This window comes from Thauera butanivorans (genome assembly GCF_048398245.1).
Classification (GTDB): domain Bacteria; phylum Pseudomonadota; class Gammaproteobacteria; order Burkholderiales; family Rhodocyclaceae; genus Thauera; species Thauera butanivorans.
The window spans coordinates 4494258-4511598 of record NZ_CP183038.1 but is presented as its reverse complement, the minus strand read 5'-3'; the positions used below and the strand labels follow the sequence as shown (position 1 = coordinate 4511598).

The 17341-nt window shown below is 67.9% G+C and carries 15 protein-coding genes; 8 read left to right on the top strand and 7 right to left on the bottom strand.

Annotation, left to right across the window (positions count from 1 at the left end):
* Window positions 1-8 precede the first annotated feature (8 nt).
* Window positions 9-2609, top strand: coding sequence for an EAL domain-containing protein (locus tag ACNQFN_RS21800; RefSeq protein ID WP_083953501.1), 2601 nt, complete (start codon window positions 9-11; stop codon window positions 2607-2609).
* Here ACNQFN_RS21800 and ACNQFN_RS21795 read toward each other — a convergent pair.
* The 6 genes from ACNQFN_RS21795 to lysM all read right to left on the bottom strand — a co-directional run bounded on the left by ACNQFN_RS21795 (window position 2552) and on the right by lysM (window position 8031).
* Window positions 2552-3352 (bottom strand): EcsC family protein, encoded by an 801-nt coding sequence (locus tag ACNQFN_RS21795; protein WP_068635853.1) that lies wholly within the window; start codon window positions 3350-3352, stop codon window positions 2552-2554. The two genes, ACNQFN_RS21800 and ACNQFN_RS21795, sit on opposite strands and share 58 nt — an antisense overlap.
* Window positions 3353-3425: 73 nt before the next feature.
* Window positions 3426-4094, bottom strand: a complete 669-nt coding sequence (locus ACNQFN_RS21790) for a DsbA family oxidoreductase (protein ID WP_418647542.1) — start codon at window positions 4092-4094, stop codon at window positions 3426-3428.
* A gap of 63 nt (window positions 4095-4157) precedes the next feature.
* The gene (gene yegQ, locus ACNQFN_RS21785) at window positions 4158-5567 is read right to left on the bottom strand and encodes a tRNA 5-hydroxyuridine modification protein YegQ (protein ID WP_418647541.1); all 1410 of its coding nucleotides are present in this window, start codon (window positions 5565-5567) and stop codon (window positions 4158-4160) included.
* 123 nt (window positions 5568-5690) lie between these two features.
* On the bottom strand, window positions 5691-6989 hold the full coding sequence (locus ACNQFN_RS21780) for a TIGR03862 family flavoprotein (protein WP_418647540.1): 1299 nt from the start codon (window positions 6987-6989) through the stop codon (window positions 5691-5693).
* Window positions 6990-7027: 38 nt separating this feature from the next.
* Window positions 7028-7453 (bottom strand): acyl-CoA thioesterase, encoded by a 426-nt coding sequence (locus ACNQFN_RS21775; RefSeq protein ID WP_418647539.1) that lies wholly within the window; start codon window positions 7451-7453, stop codon window positions 7028-7030.
* Window positions 7454-7548: 95 nt separating this feature from the next.
* Window positions 7549-8031 carry a peptidoglycan-binding protein LysM gene (gene lysM / locus ACNQFN_RS21770; protein WP_418647538.1) on the bottom strand — a complete coding sequence of 161 codons (483 nt, stop codon included), beginning with the start codon at window positions 8029-8031 and terminating at the stop codon, window positions 7549-7551.
* Between the two features lie 203 nt (window positions 8032-8234).
* On the opposite strand from lysM, the gene ACNQFN_RS21765 reads away from it, so the two are divergent.
* From ACNQFN_RS21765 to ACNQFN_RS21750, 4 genes are all read left to right on the top strand, one after another.
* Window positions 8235-8720, top strand: a complete 486-nt coding sequence (locus ACNQFN_RS21765; RefSeq protein WP_418647537.1) for an OmpA family protein — start codon at window positions 8235-8237, stop codon at window positions 8718-8720.
* A 305-nt stretch (window positions 8721-9025) separates the two neighbouring features.
* A complete protein-coding gene (gdhA, locus tag ACNQFN_RS21760) occupies window positions 9026-10369 on the top strand; it encodes an NADP-specific glutamate dehydrogenase (protein ID WP_068635846.1) in 1344 nt (447 codons plus the stop codon).
* 151 nt (window positions 10370-10520) lie between these two features.
* Complete coding sequence (locus ACNQFN_RS21755; RefSeq protein WP_068635845.1) at window positions 10521-11162, top strand: MBL fold metallo-hydrolase; 642 nt, start codon at window positions 10521-10523, stop codon at window positions 11160-11162.
* A gap of 128 nt (window positions 11163-11290) precedes the next feature.
* Window positions 11291-13534, top strand: coding sequence for a hypothetical protein (locus ACNQFN_RS21750; protein WP_068635844.1), 2244 nt, complete (start codon window positions 11291-11293; stop codon window positions 13532-13534).
* Between the two features lie 36 nt (window positions 13535-13570).
* Here the strand turns inward: ACNQFN_RS21750 and ACNQFN_RS21745 are convergent, their stop codons facing one another.
* Window positions 13571-14191, bottom strand: coding sequence for a trimeric intracellular cation channel family protein (locus tag ACNQFN_RS21745; protein WP_068635865.1), 621 nt, complete (start codon window positions 14189-14191; stop codon window positions 13571-13573).
* Window positions 14192-14371: 180 nt separating this feature from the next.
* Between ACNQFN_RS21745 and ACNQFN_RS21740 the strand changes: the two genes are divergently transcribed.
* The 3 genes from ACNQFN_RS21740 (at window position 14372) to ACNQFN_RS21730 (ending at window position 17274) form a co-directional block, all read left to right on the top strand.
* Entirely contained in the window at window positions 14372-15346 is a 975-nt protein-coding gene (locus ACNQFN_RS21740; RefSeq protein WP_418647536.1) for an NAD(P)H-dependent flavin oxidoreductase, read from the top strand.
* A 108-nt stretch (window positions 15347-15454) separates the two neighbouring features.
* On the top strand, window positions 15455-16330 hold the full coding sequence (locus ACNQFN_RS21735; protein WP_068635842.1) for a branched-chain amino acid ABC transporter permease: 876 nt from the start codon (window positions 15455-15457) through the stop codon (window positions 16328-16330).
* A complete protein-coding gene (locus ACNQFN_RS21730; protein ID WP_418647535.1) occupies window positions 16327-17274 on the top strand; it encodes a branched-chain amino acid ABC transporter permease in 948 nt (315 codons plus the stop codon). Before ACNQFN_RS21735 ends, ACNQFN_RS21730 begins: the two co-directional genes overlap by 4 nt.
* Window positions 17275-17341 lie beyond the last annotated feature (67 nt).

Genomic DNA, 17341 nt, shown 5'->3' with positions numbered 1-17341 from the left:
TTGGCGACATGCTCGAAAGAAAGCTTCGCTTGCTCCCTGCCGATGCTTTGACGGCAGGCGCGATCGCACATGGCGATCTGCTCGAATGTGCCCCTGCCTTGCCGCTGTGCGAAGCGGCACGCCTGATGAGTGAACGCCGCGTCAGTTCGATTGTCGTCGTGGAAGAAGGGCAAATCCTCGGTATCTGGACAGAGCGGGACGCTCTGGCGATCAACTTTACCGATCCGGCGGCCTTCTTGCGGCCGATTTCCGACGTCATGAGTGCCCCGGTACGTACCGTACCGGCGGCCATGAGCCTGCACGAACTGACCCAGCGCTTCCGCGAAGAGCAGATGCGCCACTATCTGGTGGTGGATGAAGAAAGCGGGCGGCGCTGCGGCATCGTGTCCTTGTCCGATGTAGTGCTCAACCAGGGGGTCGAGCACTATCTCAAGCTGCGCAAGGTCGACTCGCTGATCAAAGGCGGCCTGCGAGTGCTGCCTGCGGATACCTCCATGACCGAGGCCACCCGCCTGATGCACGAAGCTGCACTCGATGCGGTGGTGGTGGATTTTGGTGCCGGCCTCGCTGCCAAAGGGCAAGGGCGCTACGGGATCGTGACCGAACGTGATGTCATGCGGCTGGTGGCAAGGAAGGAGCTGGGTCTTGCGATCGGCGAACTGGCAAGCCGTCCGCTGCTGACGGTCGATGAGCACTACAGCCTGTACCGCGCCCGGGCAATGATGACCGAGCGCTGCATCCGCCACATCGGCGTGCTGCACAGCGATGGCTCACTGGCCGATGTGATCAGCTTCCGCGACATCCTGGGCAGCATGGAACTTGCCTATGTCGACGAACTGCATCAGGCATTGCATGAATCGGACCGCGCCCTGAGCCATTCCCGGCGCAACCTGTATCTGGCAGAACAGGTCATCGAAAGCTCGCTCGAAGGCATCATGGTCACCGATGCCCAGGGCCTGATCATCTCGGTCAACCCCGCATTCAGCCGACTCACCGGCTATGCTGCCGAAGAAGTCATCGGCCGCTGCCCCACGCTATTGTCTTCCGGCAGGCAGAGCCCGGCTTTCTATGCCCGCATGTGGGTATGCCTGCAGACAGAAGGCAAGTGGCAGGGAGAAATCTGGAACAGGCGCAAATCGGGCGAGATCTACCCGGAGCTGCTCCACATCACGGCGATCAAGGACGAAAAGGGGCAGGTGACCCACTATGCGGCCGTGTTCACCGACATCAGCCTGCTGAAGGAAACCGAGGCCCGCATCCGCGACCTTGCCTACTACGATCCATTGACCGGCTTGCCGAACCGGCGCTTGCTTGAAGACCGTCTGCAGGTCGAACTGTCGCATGCGGCGCGGATGTGCAGCCGGCTCGCAGTGATGTTCGTCGACCTCGATCGTTTCAAGCGCATCAACGACAGCCTGGGGCATGAAATCGGTGATCGCGTATTGGTGGAAGTTGCCAGTCGCATCCGTCTCTGTCTCAGGGATGACGACACGGTCGCGCGCATGGGCGGGGACGAATTCATCGTCGTCCTCGGCAATCTCGCCCAGCCCGATGCCGCCGCGGCGACGGCGCGCCGCATCGTTGCGGCCTTGCGCAGGCCGATTGCCATCGATGGCCGCGAGCTGGTGGTGACGACCAGCATCGGCATCAGCATCTATCCGGACGATTCAGCCGATTCGGCGACGCTGATCAAGAATGCCGACATCGCCATGTACCGGGCAAAGGAAGAGGGGCGCAACAGTTTCCAGCTCTACCAGCCGGCGATGAACGCCCGCAGCCTGGAACATCTGGCGCTCGAGACGGCACTGCACGGCGCGTTGCAGCGCGACCAGCTGCTGCTGCACTTTCAGCCGCTGGTGCGGGCGGATACTGGCGAACCGGTTGCGGTCGAGGCCTTGCTGCGCTGGCAGCACCCCGAACTGGGCCTGGTGTCGCCGGCGGATTTCATCTCCCTGGCCGAGGAAACGGGCCTGATCGTGCCGATCGGCGAATGGGTGCTGCGCCACGCCTGTCTCTGCCACGGCAGGTGGCGTGAGGACGAGCGGGCGCCGTTGCGCATGATGGTGAATATCTCGGCACGACAGTTCCGCCAGGAAGGCTTCGTCGAGATGGTCGGGCGCGTACTGCACGAGACGGAAATGGAGCCCTCGCTGCTGACGCTCGAACTGACCGAAAGCATGCTGATGGACGACACCGAAGCGTCGGTGCTGCGGATGCAGAAGCTGCGCGAACTCGGGGTCAGTCTGGCTCTGGATGATTTTGGCACCGGCTATTCGTCGCTGGCCTACCTGAAGGATTTCCCGATCGACGAACTGAAGATCGACCGCCTTTTCGTTCGCGGCATCGACCGCAATATGCGCGACGCTGCGCTGGCGTCGGCGATCATTTCTCTCGGCCACAGCCTGGGCTTGAGGGTGGTGGCCGAGGGCGTCGAAACCCGCGCCCATCTCGACGTGCTGCAGCGGCATGGCTGCGATCTGGCCCAGGGCTTCCATTTCAGCAAGCCCTTGCCGTGGCAAACCTTCGTGGCGATGTACGGTAAGGCTTCTGCTCAGGCCGTGCCAGGGTCGAGCGCCTGCCAGGCCGCACGCACGGCTTCTGCGCCGTAGGCCCGTTCCAGCCGGCGCACGGTGAAATGACCGCGGCTGACGTCCTGGAAGTGGTTCATGAACATCAGGTTGATGCCGGCGCCGGCCGCCGCGCCGATGCCGGGCACCAGCATGCCGGCGGCTTTCTGTGTCAGCTGTACCTTGTAGCGCGCGGCGACCATCGTGATCAGCCGTACCAGTGCCGGTGCGCCCTCGCTGGTCAGGCCTTTTTCCGCCAGATGACGCGCCGCTTCGCCCACCGTGGTTGCCAGCGCCGCGCGCACGGCGTAGTAGCCGGATTCCGTCGCATCGTCGCTGCGGCTGGTGCCGCCCAAGGCAAAGACTTCCAGTGCCGCCAGCCGTGCCTGGGCGCTGCCGATGTCCTCGCCTTCGGCACGGGCGATGTCGAGGATGGCGCGCATGATCAGCACCGTCGACACCGGAATCTCCACCGCCAGCCCCGCCAAGCCGAAAGCTCCGCCCGCCCCGCCGCTGATCGAGCCGAGCAGCTTGTGCAGCCGGGGCGAGGCATCGCGCGCTTCGGGTTTCAGCGTCCTGGCGGCGGTTTCCAGCGCTTTCAGCAAGGCATCGTGCGCAAGCGCGCCGACGCGGCCGCGCCAGCTTGCCGGCAGGCGCGCAATGCCCTTTTCCAGCGGACTGCCGACCAGGTTGCTCAATCGGGCGGCGAGGCTGGGCTGGTCGAGCAGCACGCGGGCGCGGGCCAGTTCGTCGAGGTCGGCAGGAGAAAGCAGAAGTGTGCTCATGCGGCGCAAGGCTATGGACGTGTTCCTGCTGCGTCAGACGCCGTGTGCCAGCGGGCGTTCCGCGCCGGATGGCTTAGGACGGCCTGCCGGCTTCCAGCGACTGCAGGATCGCCGCGCCCAGCACCGCCGCCGATTGCGCCCCCGACGCTGCCAGCTTGCGGTTGAAGATGAAAAAGGGCACGCCCTCGACGCCCTGCCTGCGCACGCCTTCGGCCATGCGCCTGACCTTGTCGATGTCTTCGCGGCCGTCGAGCCATTCGCGCACCGTATCACGCCGCTCGCCGTTGGCGGCGGCGATGTCGGCCAGCGTGTCCTTGTCGCCGATGTCGCGGCCTTCCTGGAAATGGGCGGCGAACAGCGCGCCGGCCAGCGCCTGGATGCGCGCTGGCGTCTGGCCGACGGCTTGGGCACGGTACATCAGGCGGTGCGCTTGCAGCGTGTCGGGACGGGTACGGATGTGTTCGAAGGCGTAAGTCAGGCCATCCTCGGCGGCCGCCTCACTCACCTTGGCGAGCACGGCGTCGGCCTTGAGCGGGCCGCCGAACTTCGCTTCGAGGAATTCGCGATAAGGCTCGCCGGCTTCCGGCGTGTCGGGATTCAGGAAGAAGGGCAGCCAGTTGATGCGGATGTCGAGGTCGGGCCGGCTGGCTTTCACTTCTTCGATTGCGCGGTCGAGCCGTACCTTGCCGAGAAAGCACCAGGGGCAGACGAAGTCGGAAACGAGGTCGATGTTCAGGATCATGGCAGTGGGGGCTGGAGCGACGGGAATGGGCGAGGATCAAGCGATGGGGCCGGCAGTGCCGGATCAGAGAAAACGCGCGATGAAACAGGGCCGGGCCGGATCGGCGCCGGCGGGCAGCGGCAGCCACACGCGCCGGCCGCTGCCGGGGATGCGTTCCACGGTGCTGCCATCGGCCGTCAGGATGCGATCGAGCTTCAACTCATGGTTGCCGCCCGGCTGCACGAACTCCAGCCGGTCGCCTACACCGAAGCCGTTCTTGACTTCGACTTCGGCCAGGCCGCGCGCCGCATCGTAGCCGACCATTTCAGCGACCAGCAGGCTGCGGCCGGATTCGGAGTGGCCGCGCAGGTAGTTCTGATGCTCGGGCGTATGGTGGCGCTGGTAGAAGCCGTCGGTGTAGCCCCGGCTGGCGAGGCCCTCGAGTTCGCCGAGCAGGCGGAGGTCGAAGGGGCGGCCGGCGACCGCATCGTCGATCGCGCGGCGATAGCCCTGGCTGGCGCGGGCGACGTAGTAGGGGCTCTTGGTGCGGCCTTCGATCTTCAGCGAATCGACGCCGATCTCCACCAGCCGCTGCACGTGCTCGATCGCGCGCAGGTCCCTGGAGTTCAGGATGTAGGTGCCGTGCTCGTCCTCCTCGATCGGCATCAACTCGCCGGGGCGGGTGCCTTCCTCCAGCAGCCAGACCTTGCTGCCGCCGATGTGGCGCGGCCCGCCGCCGAGTGCCAGGCCTTGCGCGGTGTCGAGCCGGCTGCGGGTGGCGGTGCCGACGGCGCCCGAGTCCTTCGGGTTGCCGATCGGCGTGTCGCCGCAGGCCTGCACGTCGCCGGCGGCGTTCTCGTCGGCGGCGTGCAGCTTGTAGTCCCAGCGGCAGGAGTTGGTGCAGCTGCCCTGGTTGGGGTCGCGGTGGTTGAAGTAGCCCGACAGCAGGCAGCGGCCCGAATAGGCGATGCACAGCGCGCCATGGACGAAGACTTCCAGCTCCATGTCCGGACAGGCGTCGCGGATCTCGGCGACTTCGTCGAGCGACAGCTCGCGCGACAGGATGATGCGCTTGATGCCGGCCGACTGCCAGAAGCGCACTGAGGCGTAGTTGGTGGTGTTGGCCTGCACCGACAGGTGGATGTCCGTCTCGGGCCAGCGTTCGCGCACCATCATCATCAGCCCGGGATCGGCCATGATCAGCGCGTCGGGCTTCAGTTCCATCACCGGCGCCATGTCTTCCGCGAAGCTGCGGATCTTGGCGTTGTGCGGGTAGATGTTGGCGACGAGGTAGAACAGCTTGCCTGCCGCGCGTGCCTCGGCCATGCCTGCGGCCAGGGTGTCGAGCTGGCCGAAGCTGTTGTTGCGCACGCGCAGCGAATAGCGCGGCTGGCCGGCATAGACGGCGTCGGCGCCATAGGCAAAGGCGGTGCGCATCATGTCGAGCGTGCCGGCAGGGGCGAGCAGTTCCGGGCGGCGGGGAGTGTGAAGCATGTATTTGAATTTTATGAAGGTTCGGTGAGGGCGGGATTGTAAGCCCTAATGCCCGGCAGCGCCGGCGCCGGCCGTGCCGTGGCCGGTGAAAGACCTCGGGCAAATGGCGCCAGGCAAATGACGTCAGGCGGTATCGGCCGGCGTCTGCACGATCCAGTCGGCCAGCCCTCGTGCGGCTGCCAGGCCGGTGGCGAAGCAGGCGGTCAGCAGGTAGCCGCCGGTGGGCGCTTCCCAGTCCAGCATCTCGCCGGCGACGAACACGCCCGGCCGCGCGCGCAGCATCAGCCTGTCGTCCACTGCCTCGAAGCGGACGCCGCCGGCGCTGCTGATGGCCTCGTCGAGCGGCCGCGCTGCGGTCAGCGTCAAGGGCAGCGACTTGATGCCGGCCGCGAGCCGGGCAGGGCTGTCGAATGCGTCCTGCGGCAGGCATTCGCGCAACAGCGCGGCCTTGATGCCCTTGATGCCGGCCTGGCCCTGCAGGTGGCTGGCCATCGAGCGGCTGCCGCGGGGGCGGGCGAGCTCGGCGGCCAGGCGCTGCTGGCTGCGGCCGGGGGCCAGATCGAGTTCCAGCGTGGCCTGACATCGTGCCGAGATCGTGTCGCGCAAGGCAGTGGACAGTGCGTAGATCAGCCCGCCTTCGATGCCGGTCGCCGAGACCAGGCACTCACCGGCGCGTTCATGGCACTGGCCGTCGGTTGCGGCAAGGCGGCCGACCACGTTCTTGAGCGGCTGGCCCTTGAAACGGGTGAGGAAATGCGTGCTCCAGCCGGCCGCGACGTCGAAGCCGCAGTTCGCCGGCTGCAGCTCCGCGACTTCGACGCCGAGTGCGCGCAGGCAGGGGACCCAGGCCCCGTCCGAGCCGAACTTAGCCCAACTGCCGCCGCCCAGCGCGAGCAGCACGGCGTCGGCTTCGACACGTCGCTCGCCGTCCGGGATGGAAAAGCGCAGCAACTGGCGAGTGCCGGCGGGCTCGTCGGCCCAGCCCAGCCAGCGGTGCCGGACTTCGAAGTGCACGCCGGCGCTGCGCAGCCGTGCCAGCCAGGCGCGCAGCAGCGGCGCGGCTTTCATTTCCTGCGGAAACACGCGGCCCGAACTGCCGACGAAGGTCTCCACGCCCAGGCCGTGCGCCCAGTCGCGCAAGGCCTGCGGCCCGAAGGCACGGATCATCGGTTCGAGCACGCCGCGCCTGGCGCCGTAGCGCGACAGGAAGGTGTCGAGCGCTTCGCCGTGGGTCAGGTTGAGGCCGCCGCGCCCGGCGAGCAGGAACTTGCGGCCGACCGAGGGCATCGCGTCGAAGACCGTGACCGCCATTCCGGCGGCCGCAAGCGCTTCCGCTGCCATCAGCCCGGCCGGCCCGCCGCCGATGACGGCGACGTGGCGGGGCAAGTGCGGACGGATGGCGGTCACGGAACGTGTCGTCATGGACGGGGCGGCCGCGTGGGACGATGCCGCGGCGTGCTTCACGCCGGAAAGCGGCGGCGGAAGCCGTCCGGTACGGGGGCCTTGCTGCGCTTGCCGTAGTCGAAGAAGACGATGCCGGTCTTGCCATGTGCGATCTCGCGCCCGCTGTCCTCGTCCGTCATGCGCCATGCGAGGTCGCAGCCGAAATCGTGGAAGTCGTGCGCGGCCATCTCGACCACCATGGTCTCGCCGTGGAAGGCTTCCGAGCGGTAGCGTGCGGCGACGTCGGCGACGATGATGCCCAGCCCTTCGACGTCCAGCTCGGTATAGCCCATCGACTTCAGGAAGCGGACCCTGGCTTCGGACACCAGGCCGAGCAACTGGGCATTGTCGAGATGCCGGCCATGGTTGATGTGGGTGATCAGTAGCGGGATCCGGGTGCGGAAAGGAAAGGCGTCGGGCAGTTCGATGCGGATGCGGGCCATGAGTGGTTTCGGCGTCGGGATGTGAACGGGAGACGGCCCGGGCGTTGCCGTCCGGGCCGTGCGCTTGCGTGCGGCCTCGGGCGGCCGCCGCCATGTCAGGCCTGCGGCGGAATGCGCAGCACCTGGCCCGGATAGATCTTGTCCGGGTGCGACAGCATCGGCTTGTTGGCCTCGAAGATCACCGGATACTTGTTGGCGTTGCCGTAGAACTTCTTGGCGATCGCCGACAGCGTGTCGCCGCGCACCACGGTGTGGAACTGCGCTTCCGGCTCGCTGCGGGTGACGCTCATGCGGTCTTCGACCTTGGACACGCCGGCGACGTTGCCCGCGGCGAGCAGGATCTTCTCGCGCGTCGCCTGATCGGGCGCGGTACCCGACACGGTGACGACCGAAGCCGCGCCGTCGAACTCGATCGCCAGATCGGTCGGCGCCAGTTGCAGGGAGCTGATGTAGTTGTGGATCGCGGATGCGGCCTTGGCATTGGCGGCAGCCGCATCCGGCGCTGCTTCGGCTGCCTTGGCCTCACCGCTGCCGAAGAGCTTTTCGCCGGCTTCCTTGATGAAATCGAACAATCCCATGTGACTTCCTCCTGGTTGGCTGTGACGCGAGGCGTTCAGCATAGACGATTCCTTTGCCGCCGGTCCATGCCGCAACCGCCCGGCGGGCACACGCGGTCCGTCCCGAGCGTCGATGCAGTCCGTTGCGGAGAGTGCGATGGCGTTCAGGTAGAATCGCGCGGTTGATTCCGTCTTTTCATTTTCTTGCCAGGAGAGTGCAGCACATGTTCGATCAGGAAGACAGCGACCTGGGCGTCGTCATGGGCGTGGTGTTCGGCATCATCGCGCTGGTCATCGCCTTCGTCATCGGCCTCGGTGTGTACCAGCAGCGGTCGGTGCAGGCGGCTGCGCCGCTTGCGGTGGCCGAGGGGGTTTTCGTCGACGTGGCCGAAGTCGGCGAGCCGCTGGTGAAGATCTATTTCGATCTGGGCCAGATCGCGCTGCCGGCGACCGCACCCGAGCAGATCGCCACCGTGCTTGCCGCGCTGGAAGCCGCACCTGAAGCGAACGTGCTGCTGTCGGGCTACCATGACGAGACCGGCGGTGCAGCGGTCAATGCCGAAGTGGCCAGGCAGCGTGCGCTGTCGGTACGTGATGCGCTGGTCGCGGCAGGCGTCCCCGAAGCCCGCGTGCTGATGCGCCGTCCGGCGGTGACCCTGGGGGGCAGCGATGCTGCCGAAGCGCGCCGGGTCGAGGCGCGCGTGCAGTAAGCGGCAAAGTCGAAATTTGCTGCAAGAAGGCCGGGCGCTTGCCCGGCTTTCTGCTTTCTGCTGCGGGACCAGCCCGAACCGCGGATGCCCATCACCGTGCAAGGATTTGCCTGCCCTGATCTGGTGCGCACGCACCGATGCTGTGCGATTGCGGCGTTTCTCGCCTGAATTTCTCGCTTTTGCGTAAAAAATGCACCATTTTGGCGAATCTTGATGCACAATATTGGGGAATCCACGCGACTGCCTCGGGTAAAACCGAGGCAGTCGCGTGCGCGTGTCCATCCACTAACAGGCGAAGCGTCATCATGAAATATCAGTCTCTCGAGGAGTTCCTGGCATACGTTGAGCAGCGTAACCCCGGCCAACCTGAATATCTGCAGGCGGTCAGTGAAGTCATGGAGAGCCTCTGGCCCTTCATTTCCGCCAACAAACGCTATGCCGAGCATTCTCTCCTCGACCGTCTGATCGAACCCGAGCGCGTCATCATGTTCCGTGTGTCCTGGGTGGATGACAAGGGCGACGTCCAGGTCAATCGTGGCTACCGCATCCAGCACAGCTCGGCGATCGGCCCCTACAAGGGCGGCCTGCGCTTCCATCCCTCGGTGAACCTGTCGATCCTGAAGTTCCTCGCTTTCGAGCAGACCTTCAAGAATGCGCTGACCACGCTGCCGATGGGCGGTGGCAAGGGCGGCTCCGACTTCGATCCGAAGGGCCGTAGCCCGGGCGAGGTCATGCGTTTCTGCCAGGCATTCATGAGCGAGCTGTATCGCCACGTCGGGCCCGACACCGACGTGCCGGCCGGCGACATCGGCGTCGGCGGCCGCGAAGTCGGCTTCATGGCCGGCATGATGAAGAAGCTGTCGAACAACGCCGCCTGCGTGTTCACCGGCAAGGGCCTGACCTTCGGCGGCTCGCTGATCCGTCCCGAATCGACCGGCTACGGCACCGTCTATTTCGCCAACGCGATGCTCGAACACGCCGGCCGCGACATCAAGGGCATGCGCGTGGCGGTGTCCGGTTCGGGCAACGTCGCCCAGTACGCGATCGAGAAGCTGCTCGAACTCGGCGCCAAGCCGATCACCTGCTCGGATTCGAGCGGCACCGTGATCGACGAGGAAGGCTTCACTGCCGAGAAGCTCGCGGTGCTGATGGAAGTCAAGAATCACCTCTACGGCCGCGTGTCCGACTATGCCGGGCGGGTCGGCGCCCGCTTCGAACCCAAGGTGCGCCCGTGGCACGTGCCGGTCGAGGTTGCGCTGCCCTGCGCCACCCAGAACGAGCTCGATGCCAACGACGCTGCCACGCTGGTCAGGAACGGCGTGGTCGCGGTCGCCGAAGGCGCCAACATGCCGAGCACCGCCGAAGCCGTGAAGATCTTCGAGAGCAACGGCGTGCTGTACGCGCCGGGCAAGGCGTCGAACGCCGGCGGCGTGGCGACGTCCGGCCTGGAAATGAGCCAGAACGCGATGCGCATCTCGTGGACCCGCGAGGAAGTCGACGCCCGCCTGAAGGAGATCATGCTCGGCATCCACGCCGCCTGCCTCAAGTACGGCAAGCGCGAGGACGGCAGCGTCAGCTATGCCGACGGCGCCAATGTCGCCGGCTTCGTCAAGGTGGCCGAGGCGATGCAGGCCCAGGGCGTGATCTGATCGCCTGAGCCGCACGGGGCCTGCCGCGCCCCATGCGCCAGCAAACCCGCTCGCCGTGCCCGGTGCCGGCCAGCGGGTTTTTCCGTTCACCGGCCCGTTCGGGCCGATCGGTTAAACTGCCGCCGATTTCAGGCTTTCAGGAGTGTCATCCATGGTTCAGGCCAGCATCGTCCCGGTCACCCCCTTCCAGCAGAATTGCAGCATCCTGTGGTGCGAGCGCACGAAGAAGGCGGCCGTCGTGGACCCCGGCGGCGACATCGAGCGCATCCTCGCCGCGGTGCAGGAACTTGGCGTGACGGTCGACAAGATCCTGATCACCCATGGCCACATCGACCATGCCGGCGGCGCGGCGAAGCTGGCGCGCGAACTCGGGGTGCCGATCGAGGGCCCGCAGGAGGAAGATCGCTTCTGGATCGAAGGCATGGCGCAGCAGAGCAGGATGTTCGGCTTTCCGGACGTCGAGACTTTCGAGCCCGACCGCTGGCTGCACGACGGCGACACCGTCAGCGTCGGCGACGAGCGCTTCGACGTCATCCACACGCCCGGCCATACGCCCGGCCACGTCGTGTTCGTACACCCGGGCGCGCGCCTGGCCGTCGTCGGCGACGTGCTGTTCGCCGGCTCCATCGGCCGCACCGATTTCCCGCGCGGCGACCACCAGACCCTGATCCGCTCGATCCGCGACAAGTTGTTCCCGCTGGGCGACGACATCACCTTCATCCCGGGCCACGGCCCCACCTCGACTTTCGGCGAGGAGCGCGAGAGCAATCCCTTCGTCGGCGCCTACGGCTGATGTGCGGCCGGCAAGGGGCGGCCGGCCGCTTCGGGTAACCGGACGCTTGTCCGCCCTGCCGATCCAGCGCAGTATTCCGCGATCCGGCGCTCCAGGCAGAGAGCAGATAACCACGGCAGAGGTATCAGATGAGCAAGCAGGAAAACAACAAGAGTCACCAGTGGCGTTTCTTCCGCTCGGGCGGATTCGACCAAGTCCTGATCGAGAACGTGGATGACCTGCGCCACCTCGGCGAACTCGATCAGAAGCTGTGGTCGGTTCTTGCCTGCCCGACGTCCGGCCTGGAATTCGACACACGTACGCTGCAACTGCTCGACAGCGACGGCGACGGCAGCATCCGCGCGCCGGAGGTGATCGCTGCGGCGGACTGGCTCTGCGCCGTGCTCAAGACACCGGAGGTGCTGTTCCATGCCGGCGACGGCCTGCTGCTGGAAGCGATCGCCGGCGAACACTCCGAGGGCGCCAGGCTGCTGGCGACTGCCCGGAAAGTGCTCGCCTACATGGGCAAGCCGGAGGCCGATTCGATCGAGGTGGCCGATTTCGCCGAACCCTCGCGCCTCTTTGCGCCCGGGCACGCCAACGGCGACGGCATCGTGCCCGCCGAATTCGCCGCGAACGCAGCCCAGGCCGCCCTGATCGGCCTGATCATCGAGCATTTCGGTGCCGCCGAGGACCGCAGCGGCCAGCCCGGCGTCGATCTGGACAAGGTGTCGGCCTTCTTTGCTGCGGTGCAGGACGCCGTCGCCTGGCACGACCAGGCCGCAGCCAGCCCGGATACCGTGCTGCCGCTGGGCGAGGGAACGGCCGATGCCGCCGCGGTGTTCGATGCGGTGCGCGCAAAGATCGAGGATTTCTTCACCCGTTGCCGCCTCGCCGCTTTCGACGGCCGTGCCGCCGATGCGCTGAACCCCGCCGACGAGGCCTATGCCGAACTGAGCCCGCAGGCGCTGGCCACCGACGCCGAAGGCGTGGCCGCGCTGCCGCTGGCCCAGGTCCGTGCCGACCGCGCGCTGCCGCTGGCAGACGGGCTCAACCCCGCCTGGCAGGCGCGCATCGTGGCGCTGCGCGATACGGTCGTGAAACCTATCCTGGGCGAGCGCAGCGAACTGTCACATGCCGAATGGCAGGACATCGCCGCCCGCTTCGATGCCTACCGTGCCTGGCTCGCCGCCCGGCCGGCGACACCGGTCGCGGCGCTGGACGCCGGGCAACTGCGCGAGCTGCTCGCCGGCACGGCGCAAGCCGAGCTGGCGGCGCTGATCGAGCGCGACCTGGCAGCCGAAACCGCCGCCGCCCAGGTCGATGCGCTCGAACGCCTGGTGCGCTACAAGCGCGACTTCGTCACCCTGCTGCGCAACTTCGTCACCCTCAGCGATTTCTACGGCGCTGGCGACAAGGCCATCTTCCAGGCCGGTACGCTGTATCTGGACCAGCGCAGTTGCGAGCTTTGCCTGCGCGTGCCGGACATGGCGCGCCACGCCGCACTCGCCCCCCTTTCGGGCACCTACCTCGTCTATTGCGAATGCGTGCGCCAGGGCGAGGCGCCGATGAACATCGTCGCGGCGATGACCGGCGGCGATGCCGACGAAATGATGGTGCCCGGCCGCAATGGCGTGTTCTACGACCGCCTGGGACGCGACTGGCATGCCAGCGTGGTGCAGGTGGTCGAGGCGCCGATCAGCGTGCGCCAGGCCTTCTGGTCGCCCTACAAGCGCATCGCCCGCATGATCGGCGACCAGATCCAGAAATTCGCCGCATCGCGCGACAAGGCGGTCGAGGACAAGGCCGCCGCGCGCGTCGCCGATGCCGGCGCGAAGGCCGAGGCGCCGGCGCCCGCTGCCGCGCCGGCCTTCGACATCGCCAAGTTCGCCGGCATCTTCGCCGCCATCGGCCTCGCGCTGGGCGCGCTGGGCACCGCGCTGGCGGCGGTGGTCACCGGTTTCCTGTCGCTGCCGGCCTGGCAGATGCCGCTCGTCGTCGTCGGCATCGTGCTGCTGATTTCCGGGCCGTCGATGCTGCTGGCCTGGCTCAAGCTGCGCCAGCGCAACCTCGGCCCGCTGCTCGACGCCAACGGCTGGGCGGTCAACACCCGCGCGCGCATCAACATCCCGTTCGGCGGCGCCCTGACCGGTGTGGCGAAGCTGCCGGCCGGCGCTTCCCGCACGATGGCCGACCCCTACGCGGAAAAGGAAACGCCGTGGGGCACTTGGCTGTTCCTGCTCGCCGTGGTGATCACGGCGCTGGTGCTGTGGCGCCAGGGCGTGTACGACAGCTTCTTCACCCAGCCCGAAGCCGAGGCGCCGGTGGCGGAGGAAAGCGCGGCGGCGCCTGCCGGGGAAGCGCCCGCAGCACCGCCGGCCGAGGGCGAGTGAAGAACGGGGCCTGGCGGGGCGCTTCGGTGCCCCGCGTCAAACCCGCGCGCGGAACACCGGCAGGCGCCAGCGGAAGCGTATCGCACACAGCCGCAGCAGCAGCGTGGTCATGCCGCCCGCCAGTGCAGCCCAGCCGGGGCTGAGGCCATGGGCCATCAAGCCCAGCAGCAACAGCGCGCCCAGCCACGAAGCGGTCGCGTACAGCTCGCCGTTGAACACCAGCGGCACTTCGTTGCACAGCACGTCGCGCACGATGCCGCCGAACACCCCGGTGATCACGCCCATCAGGCTCGCCACCAGCCATGGCGCGCCCATCGCCAGCGCGGCCTGGGTGCCGGACACGGTGAATAGCGCCAGTCCGATCGCATCGGGCAGCAGGAACAGCCGCGCCGGCAGCCGCACGCGGCGCACCAGCAGGAAAGTCGCCAGTCCGGCGATCATCGCCGCGATCAGGTAGCTCTGGTCGGCGATCCAGAACACCGTGCGGTCCAGCAGTACGTCGCGCAGCGAGCCGCCGCCGAGCGAGGCCGCCAGTGCCACGACGACGATGCCGAACATGTCGAAAGGCTTGCGCCCGGCGTCGAGCACGCCGGCAGCCGCCTGGGCGGCGACGCCGGCGATGCCGATGCCGTAGAGGATGGATTCGATGCCTTGCATGCGGCGAGAGCATAGCATCGGCCGCAGCGCGGAGCAGTGGCGCGTCTGCCACGGCATGAAGGCTCGCCGCAGGCGCATCGGGCGAATTTCAAACGATCGTTTGAATTCGGCTCCCGCGATGCTACAGTCGGTTCTTCCATCCTCGCACGACTTGCGAGAACACGCACAGGAGAACTGCAGATGAGCCTTCCCGCCAGCCTTCACGGCCGTTTCAGCGTGCCGGTGATCGCCGCGCCGATGTTCCTGGTGTCCGGCCCCGAACTGGTCATCGAGACCTGCAAGGCCGGCGTCGCCGGCACCTTCCCGGCGCTGAACGCACGCCCCGCGGCGCAGCTCGACGAATGGCTCACCCGCATCGATACCGAACTGGCCGCCTTCCGCGCCGCCAATCCCGCCGCGCCCTGCGCGCCGCACGGCGTCAATCTGATCCTGCATGCGTCGAACGCGCGCTTGAAGGAAGATCTCGCCACCCTGGTGCGCCATCGCGTGCCGATCGTCATCACCAGCCTGGGCAATCCCGCCGAAGTGGCCGACGTGGTGCACGGCTACGGCGGCCTGGTGCTGTCGGACGTGGTGCATGCCTATCATGCGCGCAAGGCGATCGCGGCCGGTGTGGACGGCATCATCGCGGTGGCGGGCGGCGCCGGCGGCCATGCCGGCGTCCAGAGCACGATCAGCCTGGTGCGCGAGATCCGTGAATTCTGGGACGGCCTGCTGGTGGCCGCCGGGTCGATCTCGGACGGCGCGGCGATCCGTGCGGTCGAGGTGCTGGGTGCCGACCTGGCCTACATGGGCACGCGCTTCATCGCCACGCGCGAATCCATGGCGCAGCCGGAATACAAGCAGATGGTGGTCGAATCCACGCCGGCCGACATCGTCTACACCGACGCCATTTCCGGTGCCAACGCCAACTTCATGTGGCCCAGCCTGGAGCGCGCCGGCTACCGCCGCGAGGAACTGGCCGCAGGCTTCGGCAAGGGCAAGCTGCACGACCTGTCCGAAGAGGCCAAGGCCTGGCGCGACGTCTGGAGCGCGGGCCATGGCGTCGCCACCATCGACGACGTGCCCGCGGTGGCCGAACTGGTGGCACGGCTCGCCGCCGAATATCGCGCCGCCTGCGCCTTGCCGCCGAGTGCCGTGCTGGCGCCTGCCTGAATTTCGCCTCCGCGGCAGACGCAGTTTCCATCGGCATCGTGTGCCCCGCGGCAAGGCGTCTGCCTGCCGGTGCCGGCGTACCAGGCGGATCGGCTATGCTCTGCCCCCATGCTCGCGTTTCTACAGGTCCTGTCCAGCGGAATCGCCATCGGCTGTGTATATGGCCTGGTGGCGCTGTCCTTCGTGCTGATCTTCAAGGCGACGCAGACGGTCAGCTTCATGCAGGGCGACCTGCTGATGCTGGGCGGCTTCGCCGGACTGGCGCTGCACTTGGCGGCCGGCTGGCCATTGATGCTGTCGGCGCTCGCGGCGGTGCTTGCGCTTGCCTTGCTCGGTGCCGGGCTGGAACGTGCCGTGCTGCGCCGGACCATCGGTCAGCCGCACCTCGTCGCGGTGCTGCTGACCTTCGGCCTCGGCATGATGATGCGCGGCGGCGTGGCCTCGGTGCCGGCGGCCGCGCAGGACATGTACCGCCTGCCGTTCGCCGCCGACACGCTCGAACTCGGCCCGCTGGTGCTGGCTGCCAGCCATCTCTGGGTGATCGGTGCCACCATGGTGCTGGCGCTGCTGCTCGCCGCCTTCTTCCGCCACACCCGTGCCGGGATCGCGCTGCGCGCCTGCGCCGAGGATGCGCGCAGCGCAGCGCTGATGGGCGTGCCGGTGGCGCGCATGCACACGCTGGCCTGGGCGCTGGGCGCCGGTCTGGCGGCAGTGGCCGGGCTGCTGCTGGCGCCGATCACCTTCGTGCATCTGAACATGGGCTTCATCGCGCTGAAGGCATTCCCTGCCGCCGTGCTGGGCGGCCTCACCAGCCTGCCGGGCGCGCTGGCCGGCGGCGTGTTCCTCGGCGTGGCCGAGGCGCTGGCGGGCCTGGCGCTGCCCGAAGGCGCCAAGGACGTCGTGCCCTACGTGCTGCTGATGGCGGCTCTGCTGCTGTTCCCGACCGGCCTCGCCGGCGGGCGTGGCGGCGGAGACGGGCGATGAGGCGGGCGGCAGTCCTGCGCCCCTTGCTGGCCTGGACGCTGCTGCTGGCGCTTGCGGTGGCCTCGCTGGGCGCCGATTTCGCTTTCGGCCAGGCGACGCTGGTGGTGACCTACGCGATCGCCGGCCTCGGCGTCGTCATCATCGTCGGCCAGGCGGGGCAGATCGTGCTCGGCCAGGGCGCCTTCGTCGCGCTCGGCGCCTACGCCCAGGCGCTGCTGGTGCAGGCGGGCGTGGCGCCGCTGCCGGCCTTGCCGATTGCCGCCGCGGCCGGCGCGCTGGGCGGCGCGCTGGCGAGCCTGCCGGCCGGGCGGCTCGGCGGCCTGTACTTCGGCATGAGCACGCTGGCTTTCGCATTGATCGTCGAGGAGCTGCTGGTGCGTTGGGAGTCGCTGACCCATGGCGCAGCCGGCCTGGTCGTGCCGGCTTTCGGCCTTGCCGGCTGGACCGCCGGCACGCCGGCGGCGCAGGCCGCGATCAGTCTTGCCGTGCTGCTGGCGGTGCTGGCCGTGTGCGCGCGCCTGCTGGCCTCGCGCCTCGGCCGCGCCTGGCGCGCGGTGCGCGAGGACGAAGCCGCCGCTGCCGCCTGCGGCATCGCCCCGGCTGCGGCCAAGCTGCGGGCCTTCGCCGTCGGCGGTGCGCTGTCGGGGCTGGCGGGCGGCCTGTATGCGCACTGGATCGGCTTCATCAGCCCCGAGCAGTTCGGCCTGGTGTTTTCCTTCGAGCTGCTGATGCTGGCGTTCATCGGCGGCACCCGCCGCCTGGCGGGGGCGGCATGGGGCGCGCTGGTGGTGGTGGCGATGCCGCAGTTGATCGCGGTGCTGCGCGATGCCCTGCCTGGCGATTGGGCGCGCTCCGCCGGGCTGGAGCTGATGCTGTTCGGCGCCGTGGTGGTCGGCGTGGTGCTGCTGCGGCCGCAGGGGCTGGCAGGCGGCAGCGGGCGCTGAAGCCGTGCCTCTTGTCCGGGGAAATGGATCGTCGGAGAATCCGCGCCTCGGGGCAGGCTCCGCCTGT

Coding starts and splice junctions, on each gene's coding strand:
- ACNQFN_RS21800 (WP_083953501.1), top strand. CDS start 9: ATGCTCGAAAGAAAGCTTCGCTTGCTCCCTGCCGATGCTTTGACGGCA.
- ACNQFN_RS21745 (WP_068635865.1), bottom strand. CDS start 14,191: ATGCAAGGCATCGAATCCATCCTCTACGGCATCGGCATCGCCGGCGTC.
- ACNQFN_RS21755 (WP_068635845.1), top strand. CDS start 10,521: ATGGTTCAGGCCAGCATCGTCCCGGTCACCCCCTTCCAGCAGAATTGC.
- ACNQFN_RS21730 (WP_418647535.1), top strand. CDS start 16,327: ATGAGGCGGGCGGCAGTCCTGCGCCCCTTGCTGGCCTGGACGCTGCTG.
- yegQ (WP_418647541.1), bottom strand. CDS start 5,567: ATGCTTCACACTCCCCGCCGCCCGGAACTGCTCGCCCCTGCCGGCACG.
- lysM (WP_418647538.1), bottom strand. CDS start 8,031: ATGGGATTGTTCGATTTCATCAAGGAAGCCGGCGAAAAGCTCTTCGGC.
- ACNQFN_RS21780 (WP_418647540.1), bottom strand. CDS start 6,989: ATGACGACACGTTCCGTGACCGCCATCCGTCCGCACTTGCCCCGCCAC.
- gdhA (WP_068635846.1), top strand. CDS start 9,026: ATGAAATATCAGTCTCTCGAGGAGTTCCTGGCATACGTTGAGCAGCGT.
- ACNQFN_RS21765 (WP_418647537.1), top strand. CDS start 8,235: ATGTTCGATCAGGAAGACAGCGACCTGGGCGTCGTCATGGGCGTGGTG.
- ACNQFN_RS21740 (WP_418647536.1), top strand. CDS start 14,372: ATGAGCCTTCCCGCCAGCCTTCACGGCCGTTTCAGCGTGCCGGTGATC.
- ACNQFN_RS21775 (WP_418647539.1), bottom strand. CDS start 7,453: ATGGCCCGCATCCGCATCGAACTGCCCGACGCCTTTCCTTTCCGCACC.
- ACNQFN_RS21790 (WP_418647542.1), bottom strand. CDS start 4,094: ATGATCCTGAACATCGACCTCGTTTCCGACTTCGTCTGCCCCTGGTGC.
- ACNQFN_RS21750 (WP_068635844.1), top strand. CDS start 11,291: ATGAGCAAGCAGGAAAACAACAAGAGTCACCAGTGGCGTTTCTTCCGC.
- ACNQFN_RS21795 (WP_068635853.1), bottom strand. CDS start 3,352: ATGAGCACACTTCTGCTTTCTCCTGCCGACCTCGACGAACTGGCCCGC.
- ACNQFN_RS21735 (WP_068635842.1), top strand. CDS start 15,455: ATGCTCGCGTTTCTACAGGTCCTGTCCAGCGGAATCGCCATCGGCTGT.